The sequence below is a fragment of the Parabacteroides sp. TM07-1AC genome, assembly GCF_003480915.1.
GTDB classification, from domain to species: Bacteria; Bacteroidota; Bacteroidia; order Bacteroidales; family Tannerellaceae; genus Parabacteroides; species Parabacteroides chongii.
Genome location: NZ_QUKD01000004.1, coordinates 119136 through 146132 on the forward strand (window position 1 = coordinate 119136; position 26997 = coordinate 146132).

Genomic DNA, 26997 nt, shown 5'->3' on the forward strand with positions numbered 1-26997 from the left:
GGAACAACCATAAAACGAAATATCAATGGACTGTATCAAAGATTTACAAGACGCCATCCGCAACATTCTCGTGAACAACGGCCTTACGGAACTCTGTCTGGGAGAGCCTGACGAACTGGACGATCCCACCTATATCATCTGGTATGACAGGCACTGTGAGCCTCACGAAGACCCGGTATTGAAGGTTTACCTTGAAGATGAGGGCATTGCCGTTGAGGTCGAAGCCCGCAGTTTCGGGAACACGATAACCGTCTACGATTATGACATAGACCGTATTGAATGGTGGAAAGGCATTCATGCCAATATTCTGGAAGTGCTGGAGCGTGACGGCAAGCGCCGGTGTCCGGCCTGTGGCAGGACGGTCAAGGGGAAGCAGCGGTATTGCGGTGCCGGATGCCGTGATTTCATGACTCCCGGACCGACAGTGGAGCAGGTCGCGGAAAAAGCCAACCGGAATATCCGCAAACTGGCAAGCCTTGCCGCCGGAAAAGACAAGGCGTACCGGAAGCGGCTGATAGAGAAATATACCGTCGGTCCGTCATAAGCCGGCTTTGTTACACTAAAAAATGTATGATATTATGGCAACAAGAACCATTTACCTGACCGTACGGCTCGATATCGACAACCCGAAGGCTGATGAAATAACGGACGAAGAGGTTGACGAAATTATCAGCGAAGTGGACTATGAATTCAAAAATTACGGGGACTATGAAATCGACACGGAAATCTGCGGGAAAAATGACGAAGGTGGTCTTTAGACGCTATCCCGACGGACAGGTCATCGCCCTGTTCCCGGACATACCGTGGAGCGGACGGCGGGGTGAAATAACCTCCTACATGCATGTCGGCCAGCATGGTGCAGCCGACTATGCGGGCGTGATCGCCATGACACGGCCAGCCCATGAAAAGGAGTACCGCAACCCGCTTTCCGAACTGAGAGCCATCGGTTACGATGACCTACACATCATGCGGCGTGCAAGACCGAAATTCATAAACAGCTAAAAACAAATCTTATGTCTCATAAACCGAATGCCGTTCCTGTCTTGCAGGAGGGAACGACCTATACAATTATACTTGACAACGGACGAAAGGTCCACGACGTAATCTATCATGCCTGTGTCGCCTCCGGCAAGTCGTATTTCGCCAAAGGCGATAAGACCTATCCCGCCGAAAAGGTGCGGAACCATTCAATCACCGGACATGCCGCATCGGACGGCTCTAGAAGGAACGGCACACCCAATCCCGACCGCTTCGCCATCACGGATGAAGTGTGCGAGGTCGTTGATGTAGTTACCACGCCGGAAACCAATCCGGAAATGTTCCGGTGTCGTGTCAAATGCCTGATGTATTCAGGCCTGTCACAAGCCGAGGCTGAGAAAGTCATCGCTTCAACGCCACTAAAGCTGGAACTCTTCTACGACGTAGGCCGTGGCAGTTTCGCTATTGACGCCGAGGCAGTTGGCAACACACCGCTGTATAATCCTTACACGGGAAAGGAAATCCCGGATGAAACTTAAGCCGAACTACATCGAATATGAGAGAACTATATATCAAGAATCTCTGCATCGAGATTACCCGACGTTGCAACATGCGCTGTACCCATTGCATGCGGGGAGATGCCGAATCCGTGGATATCCCTTTGAAACATATAAGCAACCTGCTGCGGCATGTCAGGCATATTCACCATTTCAACATCACGGGCGGCGAGCCGTCGCTTAACGTCCGGGCCATCCGCCATATCCTCGAACGGGTACGCGCCTACGGTATTACTGTCAATGACTTTTATATCGTAACCAACGGCTCTGCCACATCCCGTTCGGAGGAATTCATAGAAGCCTGCGCCGCACTGTACGAGTACCAGGAGGAAAAGGAACAGGACTCCGGCCACATGCTCGAAATGAGCGACGACCGCTTCCATGATCCGGCAGAGCATGCCGCCACGCTCGCGGCACTTTCCCCGTATCCCTTTTTCGGAGTCCGGGGACAGGCCGAGCGTATCTTCCTTTTCCGGGAAGGCCGCAGCACGGAGGGGTTTCCGAACCCTGTTCATGGGATTTATCTTACGGAGGAGAACTACGTTTACGGCGACCTCTGTCTCAATGCTGAAGGCATGGTTCTCTCCAACGGGGACCTGAGTTATGCCCGCCAACGGGAACATGCCCTGTGTCCCTGCGGGAAACTGATGCAATATCTCCGGATGACCTTGAAAAAGCGTCAAAAAGAAAGATTGTACGAATAAATACACAAATCAAAAAACTTATGTCAATCGTATGCAGTATCTGCGGCGGCACTGGAGTGAAATGTACCGCCGTCATCGACCCGAACACCAGACAGTTCCTCGAATTTACCCGCAACGCCTTGTCGGACGGCCGGTGCAGCCAGTGCGGCAACGTTGCCCTGACCGACCCTGACGAAGTAAAAGCCGGGCTGGACAAGCTTTGGACGGAATATACGGCGCGGCATCGTGCCGCCCCCAACTACACCTGCTGCGACATTGTCCGGCATGGTGATTACGACGGGTGTGAAAAGGCGTATATCCGCATCGGAGGCCCGTCAGACGTGGTCGAGAAGTATCCGGTCGTGGCCGTGTGCCGCGACCTCGAAGAGCTCAAATCACTTGCGCTCCCTGACCCGACGCGAGAATTTACCCTCATGGGAATTCAAGGGTTCGAGTTCCACGACGTGTTGGAAAACAAGACCTACGAGATCGGGGTGGACGACCTGAAAATTCCCGTCACGACGAAAGAGGTGCTGGACTTTTACCCGGCGGAACATCGGCTGAAAGAAACGGACATCGAACAATATGCCGCGGCTTACACGGCCCGTATCAAGGCGTACAGGGAGTATACCCGTCAGCTCGACGCCACACTCGTGCGGCGGCTTCTCGACGAAGAGCGGCTGATGAAAGTCGGCGAGAGCGACGGTTTCCGCTTGAAACTCCATTTCGACTGGTTTGTCATTTTAAAGCGGGAGAACGAAAGGATGTACGCGCCTTTCAAATACGCTGTAAATGCTTATTGTCTGGATAATATCCAAACTTTCGACCGTCGTTATGTCACGCTCGAAGATGCCTTGCTCCACTGCCTGAACGGTTTCAACGAGAACGCGAACATTCCTAACCGTTACAAGTCCATCGGGCATTACCTGTCGGGGAAATCCTGACGACGGGCAGTGTATCGACGGGTTACCGGAGGCCACGGGTGCTTTCCCCTTGACCGGAATACCGTCGGAACAAGTAACAATGTAACCAAAGAATAAAAAATATGATGAATGATTATAAAATCAAGAACATTCTCGAATCCCTGAAAGAGGAGGTCGAGAACGGGAAGGTATCCCTGCGGGAAGCTGCTGTCGAACTTCATAAAGCCGGCTGGACGAATTTCATCGACATCGACGCCACGAGGAACCTACTGAAGACCCGGAATGTAACGGGGAACGGAAATGTCCCGGGAGTTTCCGACATGATGGGAAAATACCGCGAGATGAAAGCGGCGCACCCGGATGCCCTGTACATTTTCCGAAACGGGGAATCTTGTGAATTGTATGAGGATGATGCCATCGCCGCTTCCGGCATTTTGGGCATTGCCACCGCCGAACGCGTCGACGGGCAAGGGAAAGGCGTCAAGGAACTGCGGTTTTCTTTTCGTGACCTGGACGTGTATCTCCCCAAACTGATACGCGCCGGAAACCGGGTGGCTGTCTGCGAACCGAATCAAACCGGTTCGGGCAAACGAGTTTGATAACCATTAAATAACAAATATTCAAAACCCAAAGACACATGATAAAGATAACAACGATTTTCGGCGAGGACGCCGTACGGGAATATGAAGAGAACAATGAACTGCCTTCTGAAGAATGGCTGGCGGATAACGGGGGCGTCGTGGACGAGAAAGAGTTCGAGACTGAGGCGGAGTACAATGCCTACATCGCCGGGGTAAACGATGCCGACGGATGGAGTGATTATCATATCATACGCCACCGGTCGGAAGAGGCGGACACCTCGAGAGAGGAAAATCTCTGGCTACGTCTCGGAATTAGCGTCCGGGGCAGCCGGGAGGACATCGAAAGGATTCTAAACGGGGACACCGAAACCCTTCGGAAACTGCTCGATGCCGGACGTTATGGGATTGGCGGAGAGACCTATGTCCCTGGTTCGACCGTCGAGGGGTACAACGAGGACCATGACACGGAGTTCGAGGAGGAAGACGTGGAGTTCCATTTATAATAAAACCACACCATCTGCAATAATGATAACAGTAAAAGTTCTACTCGGTAAGGATACTGTAAGCATATACAGGAAAACCGGGGATATCTCGTCGGTGGAGAGCACGGCCGAATCCGGGGGATATGTGATAACCCGACATTTCGAGACCGAAGCTGAATACAAAGCCTACGCAATGGCTGTGGAAGACCTGGACGGACATGAAGACTGGCAGATGCTGGCTCCTGCCGTTACGCCGGAAGCTCCGTTCCGCAAAGGGGAATTTGTCCGGCTGACAGACGATGCAATTAAGCGGATACGTGAAAGTTTCGGGGACGGACCGGCTGACTACAGAAAGGAAATGATTTTGGAGGTGATTGCCTGGTGCCGCTATGAAGGCACATGGATCATTGAAGTCCGAGATATCCGTGAAGACGATACTCAGGAGTTCGATGCCGTTTTTCTGCGCCCCTTGACGGCACGGGATCTCGTGGCTATTTCCGCACCCCGACACCCGCTATCCACTGCGATATATCCTATTCACATCCGATAACTTAAATGATGCATGATGGAAAATATATTCATACTGCCCGGAAACGAACAGGAACTGTTTAACCGGTATTTAGATAACAACGAATACGGCCCTCTGAAAGAACGGCTGGAACTGGTCAGGAAAGCCTTGAGCAACAAGCTTTCCCCGGATGAACGCAATAAGCACGGGCTGAACGTGGGTGTGCATGAACTGTCCATGGAACGTAAGGAACTGGAAAGAAAGATATTCCAAATGGCACTCAAATCCTTTGCAGAACGGGTTTGTGACGAGCAACGCGCTCTTTGCGAACAGGGGTTCTGGCAGGCACCGTGCGGCAAAGAGGCGGAATATATCTCCTCCGCTCCGGTTCCGGACCTTGTAACGGGCGTGAAGCAGTACAAGACCATTTGCCGCTGGTGGGAGAAGCTGTCCGATACCAGGAGGCTGAAGGTAGCGGCGATGTTTGCAAACGAACTGGGACCGATATACGGGCACGACACCGAAACGCTGGAACGGATTTATAGCCGCTGGTTTCTACTCTCCTTAGATGGCAAACAACGCATCTACCATTCATGGACCACAAACGAAAAACAGACTTCACTATGCCATACAAAAGCTCGGGAATAATCATCAGCGGGACACAATATGACCGCAGGCAGAAGCTCACTCCTTTTCAGAAGGCTGAAATTTTCCACCGTTACATGACAGAAGCTGTCAGCCAGCGCCAGCTTGCCCGGGAATACGGTGTCAGCCGCAGGCTGATAACCTTCATTGTGAACCCAGAAAGCGAAGAGCGGAACAAGGAACTGCTGAGAGAGAACAAGGCAAAAGGCTTGTATAAATATGACCGGAAGAAACATACCGAAAATATACGCAACCACCGTCGTTACAAACAGAGATTATTTCAAGAAGGTAAAATCATACTAAAAGATGGATAGACAATGAGAATACAGGAGAAACAAAAAGCGTTGGAACAGGAAGTTATAGCCAACCTGTGTGCGATACCGAAAATGCCGGAAAATATGTTGCCCCATACGGTATATGTCGAGGAGGAAGGGGAAGACGGGTATGGGCACGGGATACCGGTATACACCATGTACCGGTTGGAGGAGATACGCACGGACGGAAGCTGCACGCTTTACAACGCGGAAAGCCGGGAGCGTTTCACCTGCCGCCACCTGCATGAGATTAACATGGACTGGCTGGTGACAGTCTGGGAACGTTATCTGGAACTCTGTGTCGAGCAGGATATCTGGAAAGGGAATGCCGTTGCATTCCTGAAAGACCGTACCGGCAAACCGGAAGAGGAAATCATTTCATTCGTGGAAACCTCGTGGGACAAATGCCAGGCTTATACAGACAACCTCAAGGCGTTTCTTGGGGAAGATAAAGACCGGGAAATATGGATATTCTCTTTCCCGCTGGACGAATTTGAACGTGACGTTCCGGCCGGGAAAATCATCGTTGATTACGAAAATAACCCCGCAACGCGGGTTGAGAAGATGATACCGCTGGAATTTACGGCCAACATCAATGATGAATGTTTTGATGACCGGAACAATTGGGTAAGAGCCATTGAACTTCCCAAGCAGGAATAATAAACTATTTGAATCAATAAATATGATTACAAAAGAAAACATTGGCAACGAGACCTTTGAGTCTATGACCATCAATGACACGCCTGCATTGTTTACGGATATGCGGATTGACCGGAATGCCGTTCCGGAGGGACTGTACGCATACGATATCCGGGAGTCGGATGACGGGGACCGTCTGGCGACCATCGAACCGACGGTGATGGTAAATCATGGCGGAACCATCCTGACCAGGAAAGAGTTTATCACGGAAAAGGACGGCTATGTACAGATTGACGAATACGGTTTCGAGGACTCCATGACACTGGAAGAGTGGCTTGAGGAAAACAATTAAATGTATAAAGGATATGGATATTAAGGAACTGACAGAAAGGTATCGGGATCGTTTCGATGCCCATTACCTGCAAGACGATAACGGAACCGGCAGAAAAGGTCGGAAACGGAAAAAGGAAGTTGAGACCCCGAATTTTCTCAAGGATGTCATCCGGCCGATCCTGGACACTTTGCCGGACTTGTTGCCGGAGTACGGGTTCACCAAAACTACGGATGATTACGCCATGTACGGCGAGTATTACCGTATCAAGGCGGGTATCGTCCTCGTGGGAGGTTTTTCCATCGATGAGGATTTTAACCTGTACTTCACGCCATTGTTCCATGGCAAAGCCTGCGGTAAGAGTCACAAAATCGACAGCATCGGACAACTCGTTGAAATCATCCGCGAACAATTTGAAAGAAGGGAGGTGAAGATGAAAGGATAGTTTCATGCAATAGACATGGGTCGTTCCGTAATTTATTGTATATTTGTCAGATGAAGAAAGTCTGTATATGTATTTCGGACGAAAGCCCGGCAGTTGAACGGATTACAGGCACTTTCATGTTTGGCTGACATCAAACCTAATATATCTATTTGATATGAAAAAGGAAGAGATTATTCGCCGCTGTTACGGCGGCATGAAGGAAAGGCATGGCGTGGAAACCATCATCCTTTTCCATGTCGGAGATTCATTCGAGGCGTATTTTGATGATGCCGAAACGATTACCCGGATCACGGAAGTGCCCCGGTTCAAGATGACGGCGGCGGGTATACCTGCCATCAGGATTTCCGACGCCGCCTTGGAAGAATGTAGAAACCGGTTGCTGGATGCAGGATGCAAGGTATGCGTGTCCGAGGTCCGGGGGGTATCCGGCCGCCACATTCTCAAAATCAATGAAACAAATACGGAAACGGGCCGATGAATTGGTATTGATAGCGGCAGCAATAGGTCCTTGGACACTGTTGGTGGTAGCGGTATTAATCATCGGAACGCTGAAATGCTGTCTGACCACGGACTCGGACAGCATTGACGAAAGTATCAACAAATCACCGGGGATAGTCGCGCATGTCATGGTACTGGACAGTACGGATAATGGTTTTCGGGTGGTTTATGCGACGGCTGAGCCGGTAACGGATGAAAGGTTTGCCGAGATATGCGACAGGCCGGGTATTCTGGAGGGGTTCGAGAACCTGAAACGGAAAGCTCCCGAACACTTTGGCGGCAACCTGCTGGAAACCGACATCTGTGACTTCGCGTTGTACGCCTACCGGTTTCCTATCGATAAGGACGTACGGATACACAATATCTTTGTCGCCGGTAAAGAGAAAATGGACTTCTATGTCCGGAACAACCCGGACCTGCCCGGGTGCGCTACATGGATGCACCACGGTACGGAACAAGGGAACCAATATCTGAATGCTGACGATATAAATCACTGTATACCCAACGGAAGGCGGATTTACCGTTATTGGAAATGCCGTTATCTACTGCAAACTTCTGATACTGACGAGCGTTTCAGTCATTTTACAGAGGAGGAAAGGCTGTACTGAATGCAGCCTTTTCTCTATATATATTACACATAACCATCTGAAAATTAATAACTAAAACGTTTTGTTGGCGTGAAAAATTGGCATATATTTGTATGGAAAAGTGACCCATTGAAAACAGATTGTCAATTGAAAGCAATAGATTGAATATGAAAGAACAGTAATATGACATCGGAAAAATCGCAACTGAAGTTTGCGAGATCGGAAGAGACGGGCGAACTGATAGGGTTCGTTTCGCGCCATTCCAAGACACGTAAATTGATGGGAGTCCGTGAAGACTCAAGATTCGGCAAGCAGATTTGTGTCCTTTCGGAAGACCTGAAAGGAACTCTCGAGCCAAACATACTATACTCGGTAGAGTTGAAACCCATGCACAAAGCCAACGGGTATGTAGTCGTTGCCGCTACCCCCGTGTTATTTCAGGCGCATGTGGAAACAGTGATCGTCCCGAAGACATTGTATCAAGTAACTGTGACGTTCGGCAACAAAAAGATTTTCTTCGACCCGAAAGACGGCAAGAGCGTAATGAGCCGCACAATAGACGGTGTGCTGGAAATCCTCAAGGGACGCAAGGATATCAAGTACAAGGAAGGTGTCATCACCGACTATCTGAATCAGGCGCGTGCTCTGGTACGACGTATGGAATCCGACGGGTTCATCTATACGGGAGACAGACATCAGGGAGGAATTCAATGAAAGAAAAACCGGTCGTGGGTATTGCGACCGACGGTGCCCATTCTGCAAAAGAGAGGTTGACACGCTTCCGGGCTGTCGACCTCTCTTCAGGAAAAGAACTCTTTTCCAAAGCTATCGGTAACTGGACGAACAATATCGGGGAGTTTCTCGGCATTGTCGAGGCGGTCAGATATGTCATGGAACATCCGGAAAGTCCGCGAACAATCTACTCGGACAGCATTACAGCCATCACGTGGTATTGTAACAAACAGACAGCCTCTTCACGCAGATGCCCGGCATTGCAGAAAGCGGAGATATTCCTCAAAGTGATGGAGGCAAGAATCAAGGACATCGAAGTGCTGCACTGGGACAACCGCCTGTGGGGTGAGATTCCTGCCGACTTCGGAAACAAATAACAACATCAATATGGCAAAATTAAAATCACAGTCACAGAAATATGTTGAGCTGAAGGAGGAAGACTACCTGCTGCTCATCGAGAATACCATCAAGATGGAAGCCCTGAAGATTGCCGGTATCGAAAAGATGCCCATATACAAGGCTATGGAACATATCCTTGAACACGAGCACATCGACCTGCTCGTCAAACCCGTTTCAAGGAGATATTCTTGATTTTTTTAGGTGGACAATAATACACCCCACAAGCAAAATCAATGCTTATCAGTACCAAATGATAGTATATAATAACAATTAATGTAAATCAATGCAAATCAGATGATTAAGAAAGTGGCGCATGTACGGAATTATCTATACCATACATGCGCCACTTTGCTCTATACACTTTTTGATTTCCTTGATTGATAAAAGAAGGTTCTTTTCCAGTGTTTTACAATCCGACTTTTTTATATACTTTTGTCTTCAGTATCAGTTGGTTATTGAAACCCTCTATGTATGCTTATAAGTAGAGATTAGCTTTTTTAAGCGAAACTAACTACTGGTTATCAATCAATTATCAAACAAAAAAAGTTTGCCTATATGGATGCTGCCCTTTTTTACTTTCCTGAAGATCAGGCTCATCCCGCCGGGGAAACGTTGCAGTCGGTTATTTACAGCCCGATACATATCCGCCGAACTGCTCTTCCCGCCTTTTCGTTTCTGTTGGGCGACCTTCATCATGTAGTTGTTTACGTTTTGTTCCATATTTGATAAAAATAAATTAAAATGCGTATCTTGGGTTAAGATAATTTATATATATTTGCAGCGCTAGTAAAATAATAATTAAACAATGTTGCCTTCATATTAATAAGACTAGAAAATAGTAGCCAATATTAAACTTTAAAAGCCCGGGCTTTTAATTTAGATTTCATCAATGAAATCTAAATAATATACTAATCTGAAATATGCATATAAATAACAATCGAAAATTGAATTCAAGAAAAGTGAGTTGATCCGGAAAGGATTAATTTGTGTTGAGAGGGATCATCATATAGTATTGATAAGTGTGTAATTTATAAACATCTAAACAAAGCTGAGTTTATGAGCAAATTTTATTTATTTTTGTGTAGTTTGCTGTTTTGTGCTGTTGCGTATGCACAGGATATTACAGTGACAGGTAAAGTCACTGCGGGAGGTGAAGAAATTCCTGGTGTGGCTGTTTTTGTGAAAGGGCAGACCCGCGGTACAATCACTGGTATCGATGGAAGTTATTCCATTCAGGTAAAAGGCAATGAAAGCCTTGTATTTTCATTTATCGGTTATGAGACGGTAACCGAACAGGTAAACAAACGTAAAGTGATTAATGTCGAGCTGCAGGAAACGAGCCAGATGGTAGACGAAGTTATCATTACCGTTCCTTATGGTACTGCCAAGAAATCAACATTTACAGGTTCCGCAAGCTTTATTCCTGCCGGAACGATCGAGAAAGCACAGGTTAGTAGTGTGTCGAAAGCATTACAGGGAACCGTTGCTGGACTCCAGTCATTCTCATCCAGCGGACAGCCGGGATCGGATGCTACGATTTTTATCCGTGGCGTCGGGTCGGTCAACGCTTCGACCAATCCGTTGTATGTTGTAGATGGTGTTCCTTATGACGGAGCGCTTTCTTCCATTGCTTCATCGGACATCGAGTCTATAACCGTGTTGAAGGATGCTGCTTCTGCTGCCCTGTATGGCTCACGTGCTGCAAACGGTGTCATTATGATTACTACCAAACAAGGTACGAAAGAGAGTGCACCTACAGTGGATTTCTCTGCCAAGTATGGTTTTTCAAGCCGTGCGCGTGCTGATTACGATCAGGTAAATACGAACCAGTATTTTGAATTGTATTGGGAAGCCATGCGCAACTATCGTATGGATAACGGTTATTCGGCTGCAGATGCTGCTGCCTATGCATCAAGTAATTTAACCGGTAATTTGGGTATTAACCCTTATGGATCAGCTTTTCCGGAACCGGTGGGGCTTGATGGGAAATTGGTTTCCGGTGCAAATCCTCTATGGAATGACAGTTGGGATGATGCTCTTTCACAGGATGCTCATTATTCAGATCTGAATATACGTGTAAGCGGCGGTAGCAAAAATTCCAAGTACTTTGCTTCTGCAGGCTATATGAATGATCAGGGTGCTTATATTTGTTCCGGTTTCAAACGTTATACCCTGCGTGCCAATATAACGTCGGATATTCGTAAATGGTTACAGGTCGGTTTGAATCTGTCCGGAACGCATTCGGTTCAGGATTCTCCTAAACAAGATGACTCTGCCATTTCCAACGTCGTTGCGTTCGCACGTTCATTGCCTTCTTTCTATCCGGTATACCAGCGCGATATGAAGACCGGCGCATACCTTTTGGATGAAAACGGCGACCGTATGTTCGATTACGGTGAATACCGTCCTAACTCATATGCAAAATATAACTTGCTGGCATCCATGCCGCATGACAAGCGTGAGGTTAAGCGGGATGCTGCTTCTCTTCGCGGATATGTACAGGTTACTCCTATAGAAGGACTTACTTATAAAATGTCTTTGAATGTTGACTATAACAGTAAATTCCTTCATAATTACGATAACCCGACATATGGTCCGGGTTCTATCAGCGGTGGTGAAGTAAGTAAACAGAACTACCGTACTACAGGTATGACTTTCAATAACGTCGTTAATTATCAGCGTACGATCAACGATAACCATAATATCCGTGTCATGGTAGGTCAGGAATATTATGAATATAATACTTCTAATTTTGGCGGAACACGCAGCAAGGTGATCATGGACGGTTTCTATGAACCGGATGCAGCTTCCTCTTTGAGTGATTTCTCAGGAGACAGCGACCAATATAAATTGTTGAGCTATTTTGGTAGTGCCGAATACTCGTATGCTTCCAAATATTTCTTGTCGGGATCTGTTCGTACGGATGGTTCTTCACGTTTCCACCCCGACCATCGCTGGGGTACTTTCTGGTCGGTCGGTGCTTCATGGAAGATTATGCAGGAAGCATTTATGGCGGAGACATCCGGCTGGCTTTCGAACTTGTCACTGCGTGCCAGCTATGGTGCACAGGGTAATGACCAGGTGGGTTACTATGCTTATCAGGCACTCTATTCTATCCGTAACAACCTCGGCGAATCCGGATTGCATGCGTATCGTCTGGCTACTCCGAACCTGTCATGGGAAACGAACCTGAACACCAATGTCGGTTTGGATTTCGGTTTGTGGAATAACCGTTTAAGCGGTACTGTAGAATATTTCGAACGTCGTTCAAAAGACCTGTTGTTCTCAAAAGACCTGGTTCCGTCTTCCGGTTTCTCCAGTATGGATGAAAACATCGGTGCTATCAAGAACTATGGATGGGAATTACAGATCGCCGGTTATCCTATTGTAACAAAGGATTGGAAGTGGAAACTATCATTGAATGCCACTACTTATAAAAACAAGATCACCTCGTTGCCGGCTGACGAAATGTGGAGCGGTAACAAGAAATGGGTAAAAGGCGGTTCCTTGTATGATTTCTATCTGGTAGAATGGGCTGGTGTGAATCCGGAAAACGGTAACCCGATGTGGTATCGCTATAATAACGACGGTGAGAAAGTGACTACGGAAGATTATTCTTCGACAACAACATCCGATAAAGTGAAATGCGGCAACTCTTTGCCCAAATGGACAGGGGGTATCCAATCGGATCTTTCCTATAAGGATTTCTCTCTGTCATTCCTGTTCTCTTACTCTTTAGGAGGTAAGATCTATAACGGTGATAAACTTTCATTGATGAGCCAGGGACCTACAGGTACATCCTGGAGTGTAGATATGCTGGATCGCTGGACTCCGGAAAATACAAACACGGATGTTCCGCGTCTGACTACTTCCCCGAAAAGTTCATGGACAAATTCTTCGGATCGTTTCCTGGTGGATCGTTCATATTTGCGCCTGAAGAATATTACATTCTCTTATAATCTGCCGAAGACGATTCTGAATACGCTGACTTTGAAAGATGCCAGTATTTTCTTCCAGGCAGAAAATATGTTGACGTTTACAAAACAGCAGGGTTTGGACCCGGAACAAACGGTCGGAGGTTCTACTTATTACCGTTATCCGGCAATGAAGACTATCTCATTTGGTATCAATGTGAAACTTTAATATAACAAGAAGAATATGAAGACTATTTTTAAATATATATTTTCAATTGCGCTGGGAGCCGGTATGTTTACTTCCTGCGATTTGGATACGATTCCTACGACCTACGTGGATGCCGGTTCCGTTTTCGGAAAAACGGTAGATGCGGAAAAGGTACTTAACGGTGGTTGGAACTATTTGATGGAGACTTTCAACTCGTATGCCAACCCAGGCTATGGCGCTATGTTGCGTGCAAACGATGCTATGGGATCCGATGTGGTATTGAATGATAAATATGGTTTCAGATCCCATAACCAGCTCAGTGCCATCTATGGTAAAGGAGGTACGAACACGTTGAGCTGGTTATTGGCTTATCGTGTTATTAACGATTGTAACGGCGTACTCGATAATATTGATAACGCAGAAGGAACACAATTCGACAGAGACCGTATTAAAGGACAGGCACTGGCTTTACGCGGATTCCTTTATCTGCATCTGGCATCTTCCTATTCTTTTGCTATCGATAAAGATCCGAATGCCGTATGTGCGCCTATTTATACACAATCGACCGACGAGAATATAGCAGCAGAAGGAAAACCCGCATCCAGTGTAAGCGAAGTTTACGCGCAGGCGATCAGTGACCTGGAAGCAGCGTTGGAGCTGATTCCTGAAACATATGTACGTAACTCCAAGCATAAAATTGATAATGAGGTTGTATTAGGTATTCTTTCCCGTGCTTGTCTGTATGCCCGTGAATGGGACAAAGCTAAAATGTATTCAGATCAGCTTTTAGCTAAAGATAACTACCTGATGAGCGAGAGTGAATATAATGACGGATTTAGTACGGTTGATAACAAAGAATGGATTTGGGGCCATCCGCAGACCAATGATCAGAGCAACGCCAGTTACCAGTTCCATTTCCTGGATACAACAACACCGGGCTCTTATTATTACAGCTTCAATATGGACCCTTATTTCCGCGATCAGTTTGACGAGGGTGATTACCGTAAGAAGATGATCTTCTGGGCTACAGATCCGGGAGCGGATAAAGAAAGTGCTTCTTATGTATGGATGCGTTATTCCAAATTCAAATTCCGTGATATTGAGAATGAGGTGGCAGATATCGTCTTGATGCGCGTTTCCGAAATCTATCTGATTAATGCGGAAGCAAAAGCCCGTTTGAATGACCCGGATGCTGTGAATAAGCTGAACGATCTGAAAACGGCGAGGGGAGCACAGACGGTTCCAAGCGGTCTGTCACAACAGGAGCTGCTGGATGCTATCTGGTTGGAACGACGTAAAGAGTTATGGGGAGAAGGCTTTAGCCTGATCGATATTATCCGTAATCAACAAACTGTGGTTCGTAAGGTATATCCGGACGATCCTATCGATTATACGTATACGGATGGAAACGGCCAGACTCACACTGTTCAGAAAAAAGCTCAGGGACACCGTTACTTCAAATTCCCTGACCAATCTGATTTTTGCCCGAATAGTAAATACTATCTGTATCGTATTACCGATTCAGAGGAGTTGGCAAATAAGAATCTTTATAATGATCATCCTAAACTTTCTATTTATACAGAATAAACAGGATATCTGATAACAAAAAAGCCCGTGGCACTTCCATCGAAGTAGCCACGGGCTTTTTTATTATCAGGATTATTTACATAAACAGCATAATAATAAGTTGTGCCGATATTACCCGGATAAACATTGAAAGCGGATAAACCGTTGCATAGGCTACCGAAGGTTCGTCGCCTTCCACCGTTGTATTGGCATAAGTCAGTGCCATCGGGTTTGCCATGCTGCCGCAAAGCATTCCGACGTTATGGGCGTAATCGAGTTTGAGGAACTGTGAAGCGATGAAGCCGACTATCAGCACCGGCACAATTGTCAATAGGAATCCCAGTCCGACCCATAACAAACCTTCCGCCCGGAATACCGTCTCGAAGAAATGCGCTCCCGAATCGATACCCAGTCCCGCCAGGTAGATCACGATACCCAGCTGGCGCAGCATCAGGTTGGCACTCATGGTAGTATAGGTCGTTAGATGGAAACGAGGACCGAAAGCACCCATCAGGATACCGACAATAATCGGACCGCCGGCAATACCCAGTTTGATAGGGGTAGTCATACCTGGCAGCATGATAGGGAGCGACCCCAGCAGGACACCCAGCGAGATACCGATAAATACGGCAAGCAGGTTCGGGTTGTCCAGGCGCTTGATCTCGTCACCGAGAATCTTACCTACATTGTTTACGGCATTCTTCTCACCGACAATCGTCAGACGGTCACCGATCTGTAAATGAAGGGCGGAGTCTGCTACCAGATCGATACCGGCACGGTTGACACGGGTGATATTGATACCGTATAGGTTGCGCAGGCGGAGCGATCCGAGCTTTACTCCGTTCACCCGGTTGCGGGTAACGACGATACGGCGGGAGATCAGCTGTGAGTCGATCGCATTCCAGTCGATATCTTCCTTGTTCCAGTCGACATTCTCCTGTTCCCCGAAAAGGACTTTGATCGTTTCGACATCCGCTTTATGGGAGATGATAAGCAAATGGTCGTCTTCACGTAATATGGTGTCGGACGTAGGGATGCTGACCTTTCCATTATGCCATACACGGGAGATAACGAAATGTTTCTCCGTCAGCTGCATGATGTCCTTGATGCTCTTATCGTAGATTGCCGGGTTGCTGATATGAAATTCTGTAATGTTGGGTTTGGTATTGTGCTTCTCTTTATCGTCCGGCAAGTTCTTGTTCCCGAACACTTTCCGCAGCAGGATAATCGCCATGATCACACCTACAACGCCCAGGGGATAAGCAACGGCGCAAGCGAGTGCCATGTCGGTCACTTCTTTATAATCGGATGGCTCTATTTGTAATAAAGCCTGCTGTGCCGCCCCCAATGCCGGCGTGTTAGTGACTGCTCCACAGAGCAATCCGACCATATTCGGAAGTGAAACGCCTGTGGTCCAGTGCAGGGCAAGCGTCATGATCAATCCGAGCAGGATCACCCCCAGCCCCATCATATTCATGGCGACACCGCCTTTTTTCAGCGAAGAGAAGAAACCCGGACCGACCTGCAGCCCCAGGGAATAGACAAACAGGATCAAGCCGAAACTCTGTGCGAAGTTCAGCATGTCCTTATTGACCACAATCCCGAAGTGTCCGGCCATAATCCCGGCAAAGAAAACAAAGGTGATACCCAGTGATATACCGAATATCTTTTGTCTTCCTAAAAACAGTCCCACCGCTGAAACCAGTGAGATCACGATAACAGCCTGCAACATCGTCGGCTCAAAAAAAGCTTCCTGCAACCAATCCATACCAGTGTTATTTGTTAAGAGTGCAAAGATAGGGGTTTTTAAGTTAGCTTTTGCTTATAATGAATCTTTTAAGATTTCCAGGGCTTTTTCTATTACTATATCTTTGTTTTTTAGAAAGATATCAGCATTCTCTTTTACCTCTATATCCGGAACGATACCAATTCCGATAAAATTACGTCCATCTACTTCCCATTCATTTTTGGTACAGATGCTACATCCTAAACCAAATCCCAGGTCTATAAATATCGGATTTCCAGTGCTTCCCCCTGTCGGAGTTCCAATTATTTTACCCCGGTTAAGTCCTCGATATGTGACGCTGAAGTTTTCTGCTGAAGAAAACGTCGTGGCATTTATTAACAAAGCAATCGGTTTCTTGTAGATTGGTTTATCTTTAACAGGCTCCATCGGGTTCGGACTTTCCATGAACCATTCTTGGGGATAGTCCCATGAACCGTGAGCTGCAATATACATCCGGCTACTCCAGCGGCCCAGTCTAACAGGCTGGTCATTGAAATGTCGGATTATATAGTCTGCATGATCCGAATTACCACCTCCATTATCACGGATATCGATAATGAGGGCATTGGTCTTTAAAATCTGTTCATATATCTTGTCAAACTCTTCCCGACGAAAGTCATCATTTAAAAAACTTTTGACGGATAGCAAACCGATATTACCGTCAAGCACTTTGTATTCGAATACGGATGAGTCGGCAGGAATATCCCAGGGAATATTTCGATCGCTCTCTATTGTGATTATTTTGCCTTCGGGGGAACGTAGAAGCATGCGTGAAATCTTGGTTCCTATAGCATTGGTCAGTTCGTATCCTCTGAATGGAGCATAGTCCGACCATTGCTGGGTGGAGGAGGCTAGGTATGGAGTGATATGCTTATTGGCATATTCCAGTACCTTCTCTCCATCGATCTCCAGTATTTCACAACCATAGGATATACCTTGCTTTTTGAATTCCGAATTATGGACAGAAGTGACAAATACCTGATCACCGACACGTTTGGTTGCTATAGGAAAGGAGCGGGGCCATTCTTTAGGATTTTTCGACCACTTTGTTTGGTAAATAAACGTATGTCTGTCATGGAGCTGTGCGCATAATTGTTTTAGTCCGTTTATAAAGTCCTCGTCTGATTGTGTAGTTGTTAGTGAGGGTAAATTGGCCATGCATAAGCTATCCCAGTTGTATGGAAGATTGTTGTAATGGACAAAATTATATTTTACTTCAGTACAAAAACGAGAAACAATGAAAGCTTTTTGGGAGGCATCGAGTTCGTTCTTTTCTTTCTGACTGAAGGCCGGAAGGGGACAGAATATTATAGTTAGTAGCAGTGATACGATTACTTTTTTCATAAATATTTCTTTTATTATATAGTTGCAAATGTAAGGTTTATTTGAGAATCCTTTCATCTGGTTCTATAAATAATTATTTTGATAGATTGATTATAGGTATATAATTATCTTTTATCTTTGAATCTTCATTTAACGGAAACAAGATAAACGATGTCTTTAAAGATCATACATACTGCCGATTGGCATCTGGGGCAAACCTTCTTCGGTTACGACCGGGAGGAAGAACACGATGCTTTCCTAAACTGGCTGGTCGATACGTTGGCAGTGCAGCAGACGGATGTCCTGTTGATTGCCGGGGATGTATTCGACGTGGCTAACCCGTCTGCTGCGGCTCAGCGGCGCTTCTTTCATTTTCTGAAGGAGGCGAACCGTCGCAATCCGCACCTGCAAATTGTCGTCATTGCCGGCAACCATGACTCGGCAGCCCGGTTGGAATCTCCCATCCCCTTATTGGAGGAATTGAATACGTCTATCGTCGGGATCATCCGGCGGACGGAGACGGGAGAGATCGATTTTAATTCTTTGATGATACCTTTATATAATAAGGAAAAGAAACGGGAGGCCTGGTGTCTTGCCGTTCCTTATCTCCGGCAAGGGGATTATCCGGCTTCGGAAGAAACGCACGATACCTATATTGCCGGCATTAACCGTATGTACCGCCAGCTGTATGACTATGCCGACGCCAGGCGGCAACCCGGCGAGGCGTTGGTCGCTATGGGCCACCTGCACGCTACCGGAGCCGAGTTGTCGGACGATGACCGGAGCGAACGCATCATCATGGGCGGACTGGAATCTGTCTCTTCCGATACATTCGACGAGGGATTGGCTTATACTGCCCTCGGTCATATCCATAAAGCGCAACGGATAGGAGGCAGGGAGAACCTGCGCTATTCGGGCAGTCCGCTGCCGATGTCTTTTTCGGAGAAAAACTACCGCCACCAGGTCGTTGCCGTTACGATCGATAACGGATGCCTGTCGGAGGTCGAACCGGTGCCTGTCCCTTTGCTTGTCGACTTGCATCGGATTCCGGAGCAACCCCTTTCACCGGAAGAGGTGATTGCCCGGCTGGCAGAATTGCCTGCCTGCGAAGAGGGAACGTCCGAAAATCCGAACCGCTGGCCATATATCGAAGTACGTGTTTTACTGACTGAGCCTGATCCGGGATTTCGCCACAGGGTGGAGGAGACGCTTGCCGATAAAGCAGTCCGCCTGACCTCTATCGTTCCGTCTTACCCGAAACGGGAGGAGGAGGATACCGCCCGCCCGTTGTCTTACAGCGATCTGCAACGGATCGATCCGCTGGAGATGCTGAAACATGCTTTTACCGGCAAATATGGCGGGGAGTTGCCGGAGGATATCGAATCATTGTTCAAGGATGTAATGCGGGAGGTTTCTTTATGAAAGTATTAGCGATACGGGGGCGTAATCTGGCCTCGCTGGAAGGTGAGTTTGAAGTCGATTTTACGGTCGAACCCCTATTGTCTGCCGGTATCTTTGCCATCTCCGGACCGACGGGGGCGGGAAAGTCTACCATATTGGATGCTATGTGCTTGGCTTTGTTTGCCCGTACGCCGCGTACGGACCAGGCAAAAGAAAACAATGTGAAGTTGCGGGATGTCAATGAAGAGGTGCTGCCGCAAAGCGATCCCCGTTTTTTATTGCGCAGGGGGACGGCTTCCGGTTATGCGGAGGTCGATTTCCGGGCGTTGAACGGACACCGTTACAGGGCCCGTTGGTCGGTCGGACGTGCCCGCGACAAAGAGAACGGACGCTTGCAAAATCCCCGCGTTACATTATATAATATAGATAAGGAACAGGAGGAACAAGGTACACGTTCCGAATTGCAATCGCGCATAGTCGAGCTGATCGGTCTGACGTTCGACCAGTTCACCCGTTCTGTCCTGCTGGCACAGAATGACTTCTCCACCTTCCTGAAAGCGGAACAGGGGGAAAAGGCTTCATTACTGGAAAAGCTGACGGGCACTGAGCTTTATTCTTCCATCTCCCGTCTGATCTTTGAAAAGAATGCAGTAGCCAAAGAGGCCTACGACAAGATACAAGCCCGCATCCAGGGAATCGAACTGCTCACGGAAGAGGCGGAGCAGGAATTGCAGATCCGTCTCAAAGAATCGGAGGCCGCCTTTTCAACCCTTGAAAAGGCAAAAGCAGAAGAACAGGCGTTGCAGGAAGCCGTTAAATCTACCGGACAGCAGATCGCTACCCGTCAGGAGCAACAAAAGGAGGCTGCCGGTAAGCTGCTTCGGGCTACGGAGCTCCTGAATACAGCCCGTAAAGAATATGAGCAGGGTATTCAGGACGAACAGCGTTCGGAAGCCGACTTCAAAGCTTTGCAACAGGAATTGCAGCAGGCCCGCAAACTCGACGTGCAACTGAATGAAGCGACCCGTTCGGCGAAAGAAACGGAAACCCGTCTCCGCGATGCACTTCAACGAAAGAAAGAAGGTGAGGATAAGCTGAAAGCTGCCCAAACCAAACAGGAACGAAGCACTGCAGAGATCGCCCGCCTGACCGATTGGCGGAAGCGTTATGCAAGTAAGGAGAGCATAGCGGAACAACTTTCGGCCTTGTTGCTGCATTTGGATGCTGCTTCGGCTGCGCGGCAAACGTTGGAAAAATCCGGTAAAACAATTGCCTCGATCCGTCAGACGGCCGAACGTCTGGCTATACAATTAAAGACTGTACAACAAACTGCCGAGACTAAACGCGCAGCTCTTCAACGGACGGAAGAATCTATCCGTGTATCGGAGCAGGAATTGAAAGTGCAGGATCAGGAAGCCTTGGAGAAACAGTTGGAAGCTGTTCGTGCGGAACGTGAGAATCTATTGATCGAACAGGCACGGCAGGCAGCCAGCGGTGATATAATGGAGTTACGGAAGAAATTGCAGGAGGGAAGCCCCTGTCCGGTGTGTGGAAGTACGCATCATCCGGCTGTGACTCATGCAACTATGTCTGAAATGCCGAAACAGATTGCCGCTTTGACCTTGCAACTCCAGCAGCTAACTGCCCGTAAAACAGCCTATACCGTCAGTGAAAAGCAACTGAACCAGTTACGTCAGCAGCTTTTACAACTACATAAGGAACTGACGGAAGCTGAACAATCACGTACGGACATCCTCGGACGTCAGAAACTGGTAGAAACCCAGATTGTCCGCGAAGAATCCATCTGCGCGGAAAGTAAGGAAACGCTTAATAAATCTCTCTCTGCCGCCAACAGCCTTTTCGGAAATGATGAATGGCAGAAAGGCTGGCAGCAAGATCCGGACTCTTTCCGTGAAACATTAACGACTTTTGCCCGCAGCTGGCATGAAAATACAGAACGGTTACAGCAACTGCAACGGGAACAAAGTGCCCAGAAAGCAGAATGCGAATCCTTTGCCTCTTTCCTCCCTTCATTAATAAAAGAAGTAGAGGATGCTACCCTGCGGTATGAGAAAAACCGGACGGAACTATCCGCTCTGCAGGCCGAACGGTCGAAACTTCTGTCCGGCAAGCCTGCCGACCAGGTTGAAAAGGAATATAGCAACCGCAAAGAAGAATTAAAAGAACGTCTGAAATGCCTGCAAGCTGTCCAAACAGAACAATCGGGTATTGCCGACCAACTGAAAGGTATCTCCGAACAGATAGCCCGTGATCTGGAGAAAGCGTCGGAAGATTTGCAACTTCGCCGGAAAGCCTTGTCCGACTGGTCCGAATCCTGGAACCGTGAACATGAAGGGGAAACCCTCGAAATGCTTTTACCCCGTGTTACCCGTGAAAAGAACGAGTATGCTTTCCGTCTTCGTTCAAATACAGAAAACAAACAGAAGATAGCCAGTCAGCAGAAGGAACTGGAGGAATGCCGTCGGGAAAGTGAACGTTGGGCGAAGCTGAATGATCTGGCAGGCTCGGCCGATGGTGCCAAGTTCCGCCGTATCGCTCAGGGATATACGCTCGATGTCTTGCTTAATTATGCAAACGTACAATTGCGTGACCTGAGTCGCCGCTATCGGTTGGAGCGTGTTCCTGAAACTTTGGCTTTACAGGTGATCGACCGGGATATGTGCGACGAGATCCGTACTGTGCACAGTCTTTCGGGAGGGGAGTCATTCCTGGTCTCGCTGGCGTTGGCACTGGGGCTATCGTCTCTTTCCTCCAACCGGATGAAGGTAGAGAGCTTGTTTATCGACGAAGGTTTCGGCTCGTTGGATGCCGATACGCTCCGTATTGCAATGGATGCCCTGGAAAGCCTGCGTACACAAGGACGTAAGATCGGCGTGATCTCGCACGTACAGGAGATGACGGAACGCATTCCGGTGCAGATACGTGTGAGCCGGGCAGGGAATGGAAGGAGTTATCTGGAAGTTTTGTAAGTAAGAGGGTAGTGTAGAAGGTTGTATATATAAAATAAGCGTATCAGAACTGATACGCTTATTTTTGAAATTTATTGTTTTAGCATATTTAATCCAAAATCAAACGTCGTACTTTCTTCGATGATTGTGATTGCTTGAAGAATCATCGGCTTAAATGCGACAAAAGTAGGATCTGTAATAGTCTCTAAAAGCGGTTTAACGATTGGTAATACAGATGTAAGCAACGCTTTTTCTGTATAAACCGTAAGTTTACCATTCTCTAATTTATACGACATTGGGATACCATTAGTCAATAGACTTTCCAATCCTGAAGTACTATCAGCTTTTGATGACAGGAGTCCGGCTAAGTTCGGAATAACATACAGTTTTGAGTCTTTGATAAAGTATGTCAGTAGACCTGTTAAGGTATGAGGTTCCTTATTGTTCAAATCTACATATTTAATTTCGATAGTAGCATCTTCCTTAAACTCAACGGAAGTCAGATTAGTTGTATAACCGCCTACAATGTTTTTCATGAAATTAACGAAAACATCGTTGGTTACTTCTGTTGTGCCAAAAAGAACTTTTCCTGATTCATTCGAGAAATTCAGATAAATACTGGATGTTGCATCTGTTGCATCACATGCCCAAGTTCCAACTAATGCAGAAGTATTTTTGTAAGAAACCTTTAAAGTAAGAACGCCTGTGCTGATACTACCTTCAATGGATGTTTCACTATTATCATCTTTAGTAGAACCAGTTAAAAGGAATTTTTCTCCTTCTTTTACCATTTGGGCATTGATACTGACTTCCGGTTGGCCGATAACAATATTATTAAGAACTACAGTTGCTGCTTCCAGCGAACTGGCATCAACTTTCACTGATTTAGAAGAACTGGCATCTTCTGCAGTTCCGTTTAAAATTAAAGATTCTGTCTTATACGTATTTGAAATAGTTTTCCAGCTGTCATCTTCTTTGTCATCATCGCTACAAGCTGTGAAAAAAGATAATACGCAAAGCATTGTAAATAAACTAAATAATCTCTTTTTCATAATCCTTTTTTTGAACATTTGTTTGTTTAAAATATTATTCTCAATAAAAAATATAAAGCGAAACAAAGTAACCACTTTATATTTTATCAATCAAGTTCGATAATAAAGAATGAATGTTCTGTATTTAAGAATTGAGTTTGTTTACTCTTCAATGATCACACGGAATCCCACATTGAACGGACGTTGCCACGGATAGTAGGGCTTACGGATGGACGAAGTGGAATACTTCGGACGTTCGCGCCAGGAGCCGCCGCGTACAACTTTCTGTTCAGCTTTCATAGGGGCTGCTTTTTCTTTAAGCGGATAAGGCACATAGTCGGAGCGGGTCCATTCTGCCACATTGCCATTCATGTCATATAATCCCCAGGGATTCGGTTTCATGGATGCCACGTTTGCCGAGATCAGATGATGATCGTTCACGTTCAGTTCTTTGGGTAAGAAATCCCAGAATTCACGCATCGGGTCGTTCGGACGCATCGGTTTGGGGTTTACACCTGTAACGGCGAGATCCACGGTGGTACTGTCTGCCAGGTTTTCATACGGACCGAAGTCTGCCTGACGGTCCCCGAACCAGAAATCACCGGCCGATCCGGCGCGGGCAGCCCATTCCCATTGTGTTTCGGTAGGGAGGGTGATGTTGCACTGATTCTTTTTGCTCAACTGTTTACAGAAATCATTTGCTTCATCCCAGCTGATACGGATTACCGGCTGCTTGGGAAGATTGGCGGCATAGCCGGGAGTGGTATGATCTTTCCAGGTCTGCCCGATGAAACGACTGTCGTGTTCGGGGAACAGTGCGCAGAACTGCTCGTTCGTGATCTCTGTCGTGCTTATCCAGAATCCTTTCCGGACCTGTGCCTTGAAAGCAGGGGAGGCCGACGGTTCGTTGTTGTCACCCATGGCAAACGTACCGGCAGGTATCCATACCATGTCGAGCGTGATACCAGGGGCTACAGTCAGCTTGCGAGGAGCTTTGTTGTCTGCCTGCTGTTTCTGCACGGCTTCTTCCCGGTTGAAGGGGAAACCTTTGACCTTGACTGTTTTTACTTTCTTCTTGGCTTTCGAAGGAGCGCTACCGTCGGATGAAGTGGCAGCGGTAGTAGCATCGACTTCGTTATTTTCCCGGTTTTTCAGCCAGGCGGCATAGTCCTTGATTTCTTGCTGCCAGTCCACATGTACACCGCTGTATTTCTCTGCCAGCTCCATACGACGTTCTATCTGGTTTTGAGGAGCTTCCTTTTTTAAGTCCAGTTGGCTGAAAGCCCCGAAATAAGGCGCATTCAGGTCGATCCAGGTATATAAGGTCTGCATATCCTGTTCGGGTACTTTTACACCGTGATGTCCTGCTTGCAGGATACGAATCAATTCGCTGTTGTTGGCATAATATTCATAAGGGCGGAGTACGTAGATATCCGATTCCGGTCCCTGACGATAGACGTATGGATGCAGATTCAGATAACTTTGGTCGTAATGACGTTCGAGTTTGGTCAGGACACCTCGTTTGTAGGTGACCATCTGATCTTTGCGGAAGTCCGGCTGGGCTACTGTTCCGTTATGGCAGGATACACAGTTACGGTCTAGCACCGGCTGCACTTCCAGGCGGAAAGTGAAAGGACGAATGCCTCCTTCGGGTGATTTCAACGCATGGGGATTGATTGTCGAAGCGGTCGTGCGTTTGGGCATAGCGATTGTGTTCTGGTCTTCGTGGCAACCCGTACAGGAAACGATTTCGCCGGGCATACCTGTCAGCCAGCTTCTCATCCACTGGACGGCGGCTCCGTTTTTATCCAGCGGCTGGATAGAAACAGGTGTGTTGGCCGGTATCTTGAACATGACGGAACCGTCTTCTTCGACCGGAACCGTACCGAGGATACGTTTGATATCCCATCCACTCTGGATACCTTGTGCATCGTGGTCGGATGGGGCGAGGATATAGGCATATTCATAGGCAAAGATACGGAGCGATTTGACCGTTCCGCGAGGCACTCCCTGTGTTCCTTCCCCTTCATAAATATCCTGAATGAATACGGTTGCCTCTTTCTCTCCCGGTTTGATCTTGGACGGGATGACAGGGGGCGTTTCCGTTTTCTTCAGAGGGATAGGAGCGGTGAGACCTTCGCCTTCCTGTTCGGTTATGAGGGTCAGGTTATCGAATATGTCTACCAGGTAGATTCCCCAAAGTGCATCGGGGGCAGGTTTGCAGGCTACCAGGAAGTATTTTTCGTTTAGCGGATACGGTTTCATAAACTGGGGCCAAACGCCTTCTACAAGCTCGTCTTTGATGATCGGGATAATCGGACGTTTGCTGAAAGGCAGTTCCTGTATCATCCCTTTTTCTTCTTTGCGGCTCTTGGCCGGATCGAAGATGATCAGTCGTCCTGAACGTGAAGTCCCGTGATGACCGGAGATGATACCGATAAAACGGCTGTTGTATTTGGAGAGCGGTTTCATATCGAACGTACTGTTCGGGAAATAAGAACCACTGCCGTATAGGGCTTTATTTTCTGTACCATCCGGATTCATATGCATCACGATGCGGGAGAAGTAATGTGTGAGGTCCGTGTATTCCCAGCGAGTGTACATCAGGCGGCCGTTGGGAATGACGATTGGTGCCCAGTTGCCATCCTGGTCGAATGTTAACCGGCGTATGTTTTTCGTTTCCGGATCATAAGAGATGAGGTTGGCGACTACATCATCTCCGTGCACACAGGGAACACCGTTGTAACCGATATTGCAGGTAGCGACCACTTTGCCGTCCGGCAGGTAGTTAGCATCACAAAATTCCAGGTCCGGCTCATCGACCGTTATCTTTTGGTGGAGTCCGCTTCCATCCGTGTTTATTTCGTAGATCTGCCATTTCCGGTTTTCGTCGAGCGAAGAAAAGAGCAGGCGATCGGCATCCCAATGTAGCTGGATGTCAGAAATGGGAACATCCGCAGTCGGTTTATAGAGTATCTTGCTTTGAATTTCTCCACGTAGATTGGAGAGATGGCAGATTTCGGCATCATATCCTTTGCGTCTGTTGGAGAAAAGGGAGTTATAGTTGGCTGTGGATGTACCGAGCGACGGTCCCATGGCCTTGCGTGCTTTATCGCCCAGATGGTAACGGGCTATCAACAAGTTATCGATATCCAGCAGGGGATTAGCTAAGATGATTTCCCGTTTGAGGGCGAGCAGTTTTTCTGCTTCGTTAATTGTTTGCAGGCTTGTGTCTTTTGCAAGATACTGATTTACCCGGGGCAATAAAGATTCCAGCTCTTCCAGTTTTTGATAGAGTCGGGGAGCTTGGTCACCCAATGACGATTTTGAGTCATCCAAATAAGCACGGATAGCTTTGGGATTTACCCAATCCACTTGCTCTTGCAGGCGGTTTATTTGTATTTGACGCAACGAGTCGGCCTCAGTGGTTGCCTTACCCCATATAGGAAAGGTTAATAAGAGCGAGAATAAATAGAGTTTATATCGCATATTCATGA

The 26997-nt window shown here is 47.4% G+C and carries 28 protein-coding genes; 23 read left to right on the forward strand and 5 right to left on the reverse strand.

Annotation, left to right across the window (positions count from 1 at the left end; genetic code table 11):
- The first annotated feature begins 25 nt into the window (after positions 1 to 25).
- From DXD68_RS10440 to DXD68_RS10530, 19 genes are all read left to right on the forward strand, one after another.
- Positions 26 to 544, forward strand: a complete 519-nt coding sequence (locus tag DXD68_RS10440) for a hypothetical protein (RefSeq protein ID WP_117513734.1) — start codon at positions 26 to 28, stop codon at positions 542 to 544.
- 34 nt (positions 545 to 578) lie between these two features.
- A complete protein-coding gene (locus tag DXD68_RS10445; RefSeq protein ID WP_004293669.1) occupies positions 579 to 758 on the forward strand; it encodes a hypothetical protein in 180 nt (59 codons plus the stop codon).
- On the forward strand, positions 709 to 1002 hold the full coding sequence (locus tag DXD68_RS10450; RefSeq protein ID WP_004303931.1) for a hypothetical protein: 294 nt from the start codon (positions 709 to 711) through the stop codon (positions 1000 to 1002). Before DXD68_RS10445 ends, DXD68_RS10450 begins: the two co-directional genes overlap by 50 nt.
- Before the next feature lie 11 nt (positions 1003 to 1013).
- Complete coding sequence (locus DXD68_RS10455; RefSeq protein WP_117513736.1) at positions 1014 to 1517, forward strand: hypothetical protein; 504 nt, start codon at positions 1014 to 1016, stop codon at positions 1515 to 1517.
- A gap of 17 nt (positions 1518 to 1534) precedes the next feature.
- Positions 1535 to 2239 carry a radical SAM protein gene (locus tag DXD68_RS10460; RefSeq protein ID WP_008672671.1) on the forward strand — a complete coding sequence of 235 codons (705 nt, stop codon included), beginning with the start codon at positions 1535 to 1537 and terminating at the stop codon, positions 2237 to 2239.
- 413 nt (positions 2240 to 2652) lie between these two features.
- Positions 2653 to 3162: a hypothetical protein gene (locus DXD68_RS24495; RefSeq protein WP_233577095.1), complete on the forward strand. Its 510-nt coding sequence runs from the start codon at positions 2653 to 2655 to the stop codon at positions 3160 to 3162.
- Positions 3163 to 3263: 101 nt separating this feature from the next.
- On the forward strand, positions 3264 to 3740 hold the full coding sequence (locus DXD68_RS10470; RefSeq protein ID WP_008143055.1) for a hypothetical protein: 477 nt from the start codon (positions 3264 to 3266) through the stop codon (positions 3738 to 3740).
- Positions 3741 to 3778: 38 nt separating this feature from the next.
- The gene (locus DXD68_RS10475) at positions 3779 to 4225 is read left to right on the forward strand and encodes a hypothetical protein (RefSeq protein ID WP_004293675.1); all 447 of its coding nucleotides are present in this window, start codon (positions 3779 to 3781) and stop codon (positions 4223 to 4225) included.
- 22 nt (positions 4226 to 4247) lie between these two features.
- Positions 4248 to 4754, forward strand: coding sequence for a hypothetical protein (locus DXD68_RS10480; protein WP_008143058.1), 507 nt, complete (start codon positions 4248 to 4250; stop codon positions 4752 to 4754).
- Between the two features lie 15 nt (positions 4755 to 4769).
- The gene (locus tag DXD68_RS10485) at positions 4770 to 5360 is read left to right on the forward strand and encodes a hypothetical protein (protein ID WP_229118741.1); all 591 of its coding nucleotides are present in this window, start codon (positions 4770 to 4772) and stop codon (positions 5358 to 5360) included.
- Positions 5336 to 5671 carry a hypothetical protein gene (locus DXD68_RS10490; protein WP_004293678.1) on the forward strand — a complete coding sequence of 112 codons (336 nt, stop codon included), beginning with the start codon at positions 5336 to 5338 and terminating at the stop codon, positions 5669 to 5671. The genes DXD68_RS10485 and DXD68_RS10490 overlap by 25 nt, the downstream gene beginning before the upstream one ends.
- A 3-nt stretch (positions 5672 to 5674) precedes the next feature.
- Positions 5675 to 6331 (forward strand): hypothetical protein, encoded by a 657-nt coding sequence (locus tag DXD68_RS10495; RefSeq protein WP_008143063.1) that lies wholly within the window; start codon positions 5675 to 5677, stop codon positions 6329 to 6331.
- A 22-nt stretch (positions 6332 to 6353) separates the two neighbouring features.
- Complete coding sequence (locus DXD68_RS10500; RefSeq protein ID WP_008143065.1) at positions 6354 to 6662, forward strand: LPD28 domain-containing protein; 309 nt, start codon at positions 6354 to 6356, stop codon at positions 6660 to 6662.
- A 13-nt stretch (positions 6663 to 6675) separates the two neighbouring features.
- Positions 6676 to 7086: a hypothetical protein gene (locus DXD68_RS10505; RefSeq protein WP_021891778.1), complete on the forward strand. Its 411-nt coding sequence runs from the start codon at positions 6676 to 6678 to the stop codon at positions 7084 to 7086.
- A gap of 154 nt (positions 7087 to 7240) precedes the next feature.
- A complete protein-coding gene (locus DXD68_RS10510; protein ID WP_004293682.1) occupies positions 7241 to 7564 on the forward strand; it encodes a hypothetical protein in 324 nt (107 codons plus the stop codon).
- Positions 7536 to 8192, forward strand: coding sequence for a hypothetical protein (locus DXD68_RS10515; protein WP_008143069.1), 657 nt, complete (start codon positions 7536 to 7538; stop codon positions 8190 to 8192). The genes DXD68_RS10510 and DXD68_RS10515 overlap by 29 nt, the downstream gene beginning before the upstream one ends.
- Positions 8193 to 8354: 162 nt before the next feature.
- On the forward strand, positions 8355 to 8885 hold the full coding sequence (locus tag DXD68_RS10520; protein WP_004293684.1) for a hypothetical protein: 531 nt from the start codon (positions 8355 to 8357) through the stop codon (positions 8883 to 8885).
- Entirely contained in the window at positions 8882 to 9280 is a 399-nt protein-coding gene (locus DXD68_RS10525; RefSeq protein ID WP_008143073.1) for a hypothetical protein, read from the forward strand. The genes DXD68_RS10520 and DXD68_RS10525 overlap by 4 nt, the downstream gene beginning before the upstream one ends.
- A 10-nt stretch (positions 9281 to 9290) precedes the next feature.
- On the forward strand, positions 9291 to 9494 hold the full coding sequence (locus DXD68_RS10530; protein WP_004303920.1) for a hypothetical protein: 204 nt from the start codon (positions 9291 to 9293) through the stop codon (positions 9492 to 9494).
- Between the two features lie 333 nt (positions 9495 to 9827).
- On the opposite strand, the gene DXD68_RS24025 is transcribed toward DXD68_RS10530, so the two are convergent.
- Positions 9828 to 10022 (reverse strand): hypothetical protein, encoded by a 195-nt coding sequence (locus DXD68_RS24025; RefSeq protein WP_147382992.1) that lies wholly within the window; start codon positions 10020 to 10022, stop codon positions 9828 to 9830.
- Positions 10023 to 10358: 336 nt separating this feature from the next.
- On the opposite strand from DXD68_RS24025, the gene DXD68_RS10535 reads away from it, so the two are divergent.
- The gene (locus DXD68_RS10535; protein ID WP_122361474.1) at positions 10359 to 13445 is read left to right on the forward strand and encodes a SusC/RagA family TonB-linked outer membrane protein; all 3087 of its coding nucleotides are present in this window, start codon (positions 10359 to 10361) and stop codon (positions 13443 to 13445) included.
- Positions 13446 to 13460: 15 nt separating this feature from the next.
- Positions 13461 to 15011 carry a RagB/SusD family nutrient uptake outer membrane protein gene (locus DXD68_RS10540; protein WP_122361475.1) on the forward strand — a complete coding sequence of 517 codons (1551 nt, stop codon included), beginning with the start codon at positions 13461 to 13463 and terminating at the stop codon, positions 15009 to 15011.
- A 76-nt stretch (positions 15012 to 15087) separates the two neighbouring features.
- On the opposite strand, the gene DXD68_RS10545 is transcribed toward DXD68_RS10540, so the two are convergent.
- Together DXD68_RS10545 and DXD68_RS10550 are read right to left on the reverse strand one after the other, a co-directional pair.
- On the reverse strand, positions 15088 to 16758 hold the full coding sequence (locus tag DXD68_RS10545) for a putative transporter (RefSeq protein ID WP_122361476.1): 1671 nt from the start codon (positions 16756 to 16758) through the stop codon (positions 15088 to 15090).
- A 54-nt stretch (positions 16759 to 16812) separates the two neighbouring features.
- Positions 16813 to 18120, reverse strand: coding sequence for a S41 family peptidase (locus DXD68_RS10550; RefSeq protein WP_122361692.1), 1308 nt, complete (start codon positions 18118 to 18120; stop codon positions 16813 to 16815).
- Positions 18121 to 18270: 150 nt separating this feature from the next.
- On the opposite strand from DXD68_RS10550, the gene DXD68_RS10555 reads away from it, so the two are divergent.
- Both DXD68_RS10555 and DXD68_RS10560 read left to right on the forward strand, forming a co-directional pair.
- Positions 18271 to 19521, forward strand: coding sequence for an exonuclease SbcCD subunit D (locus tag DXD68_RS10555; RefSeq protein WP_122361477.1), 1251 nt, complete (start codon positions 18271 to 18273; stop codon positions 19519 to 19521).
- Entirely contained in the window at positions 19518 to 22490 is a 2973-nt protein-coding gene (locus DXD68_RS10560; RefSeq protein ID WP_122361478.1) for an AAA family ATPase, read from the forward strand. Before DXD68_RS10555 ends, DXD68_RS10560 begins: the two co-directional genes overlap by 4 nt.
- 71 nt (positions 22491 to 22561) lie before the next feature.
- On the opposite strand, the gene DXD68_RS10565 is transcribed toward DXD68_RS10560, so the two are convergent.
- Positions 22562 to 23521 carry a hypothetical protein gene (locus DXD68_RS10565; protein ID WP_147382993.1) on the reverse strand — a complete coding sequence of 320 codons (960 nt, stop codon included), beginning with the start codon at positions 23519 to 23521 and terminating at the stop codon, positions 22562 to 22564.
- Between the two features lie 141 nt (positions 23522 to 23662).
- Positions 23663 to 26989, reverse strand: coding sequence for an SUMF1/EgtB/PvdO family nonheme iron enzyme (locus DXD68_RS10570; RefSeq protein ID WP_199715646.1), 3327 nt, complete (start codon positions 26987 to 26989; stop codon positions 23663 to 23665).
- Positions 26990 to 26997 lie beyond the last annotated feature (8 nt).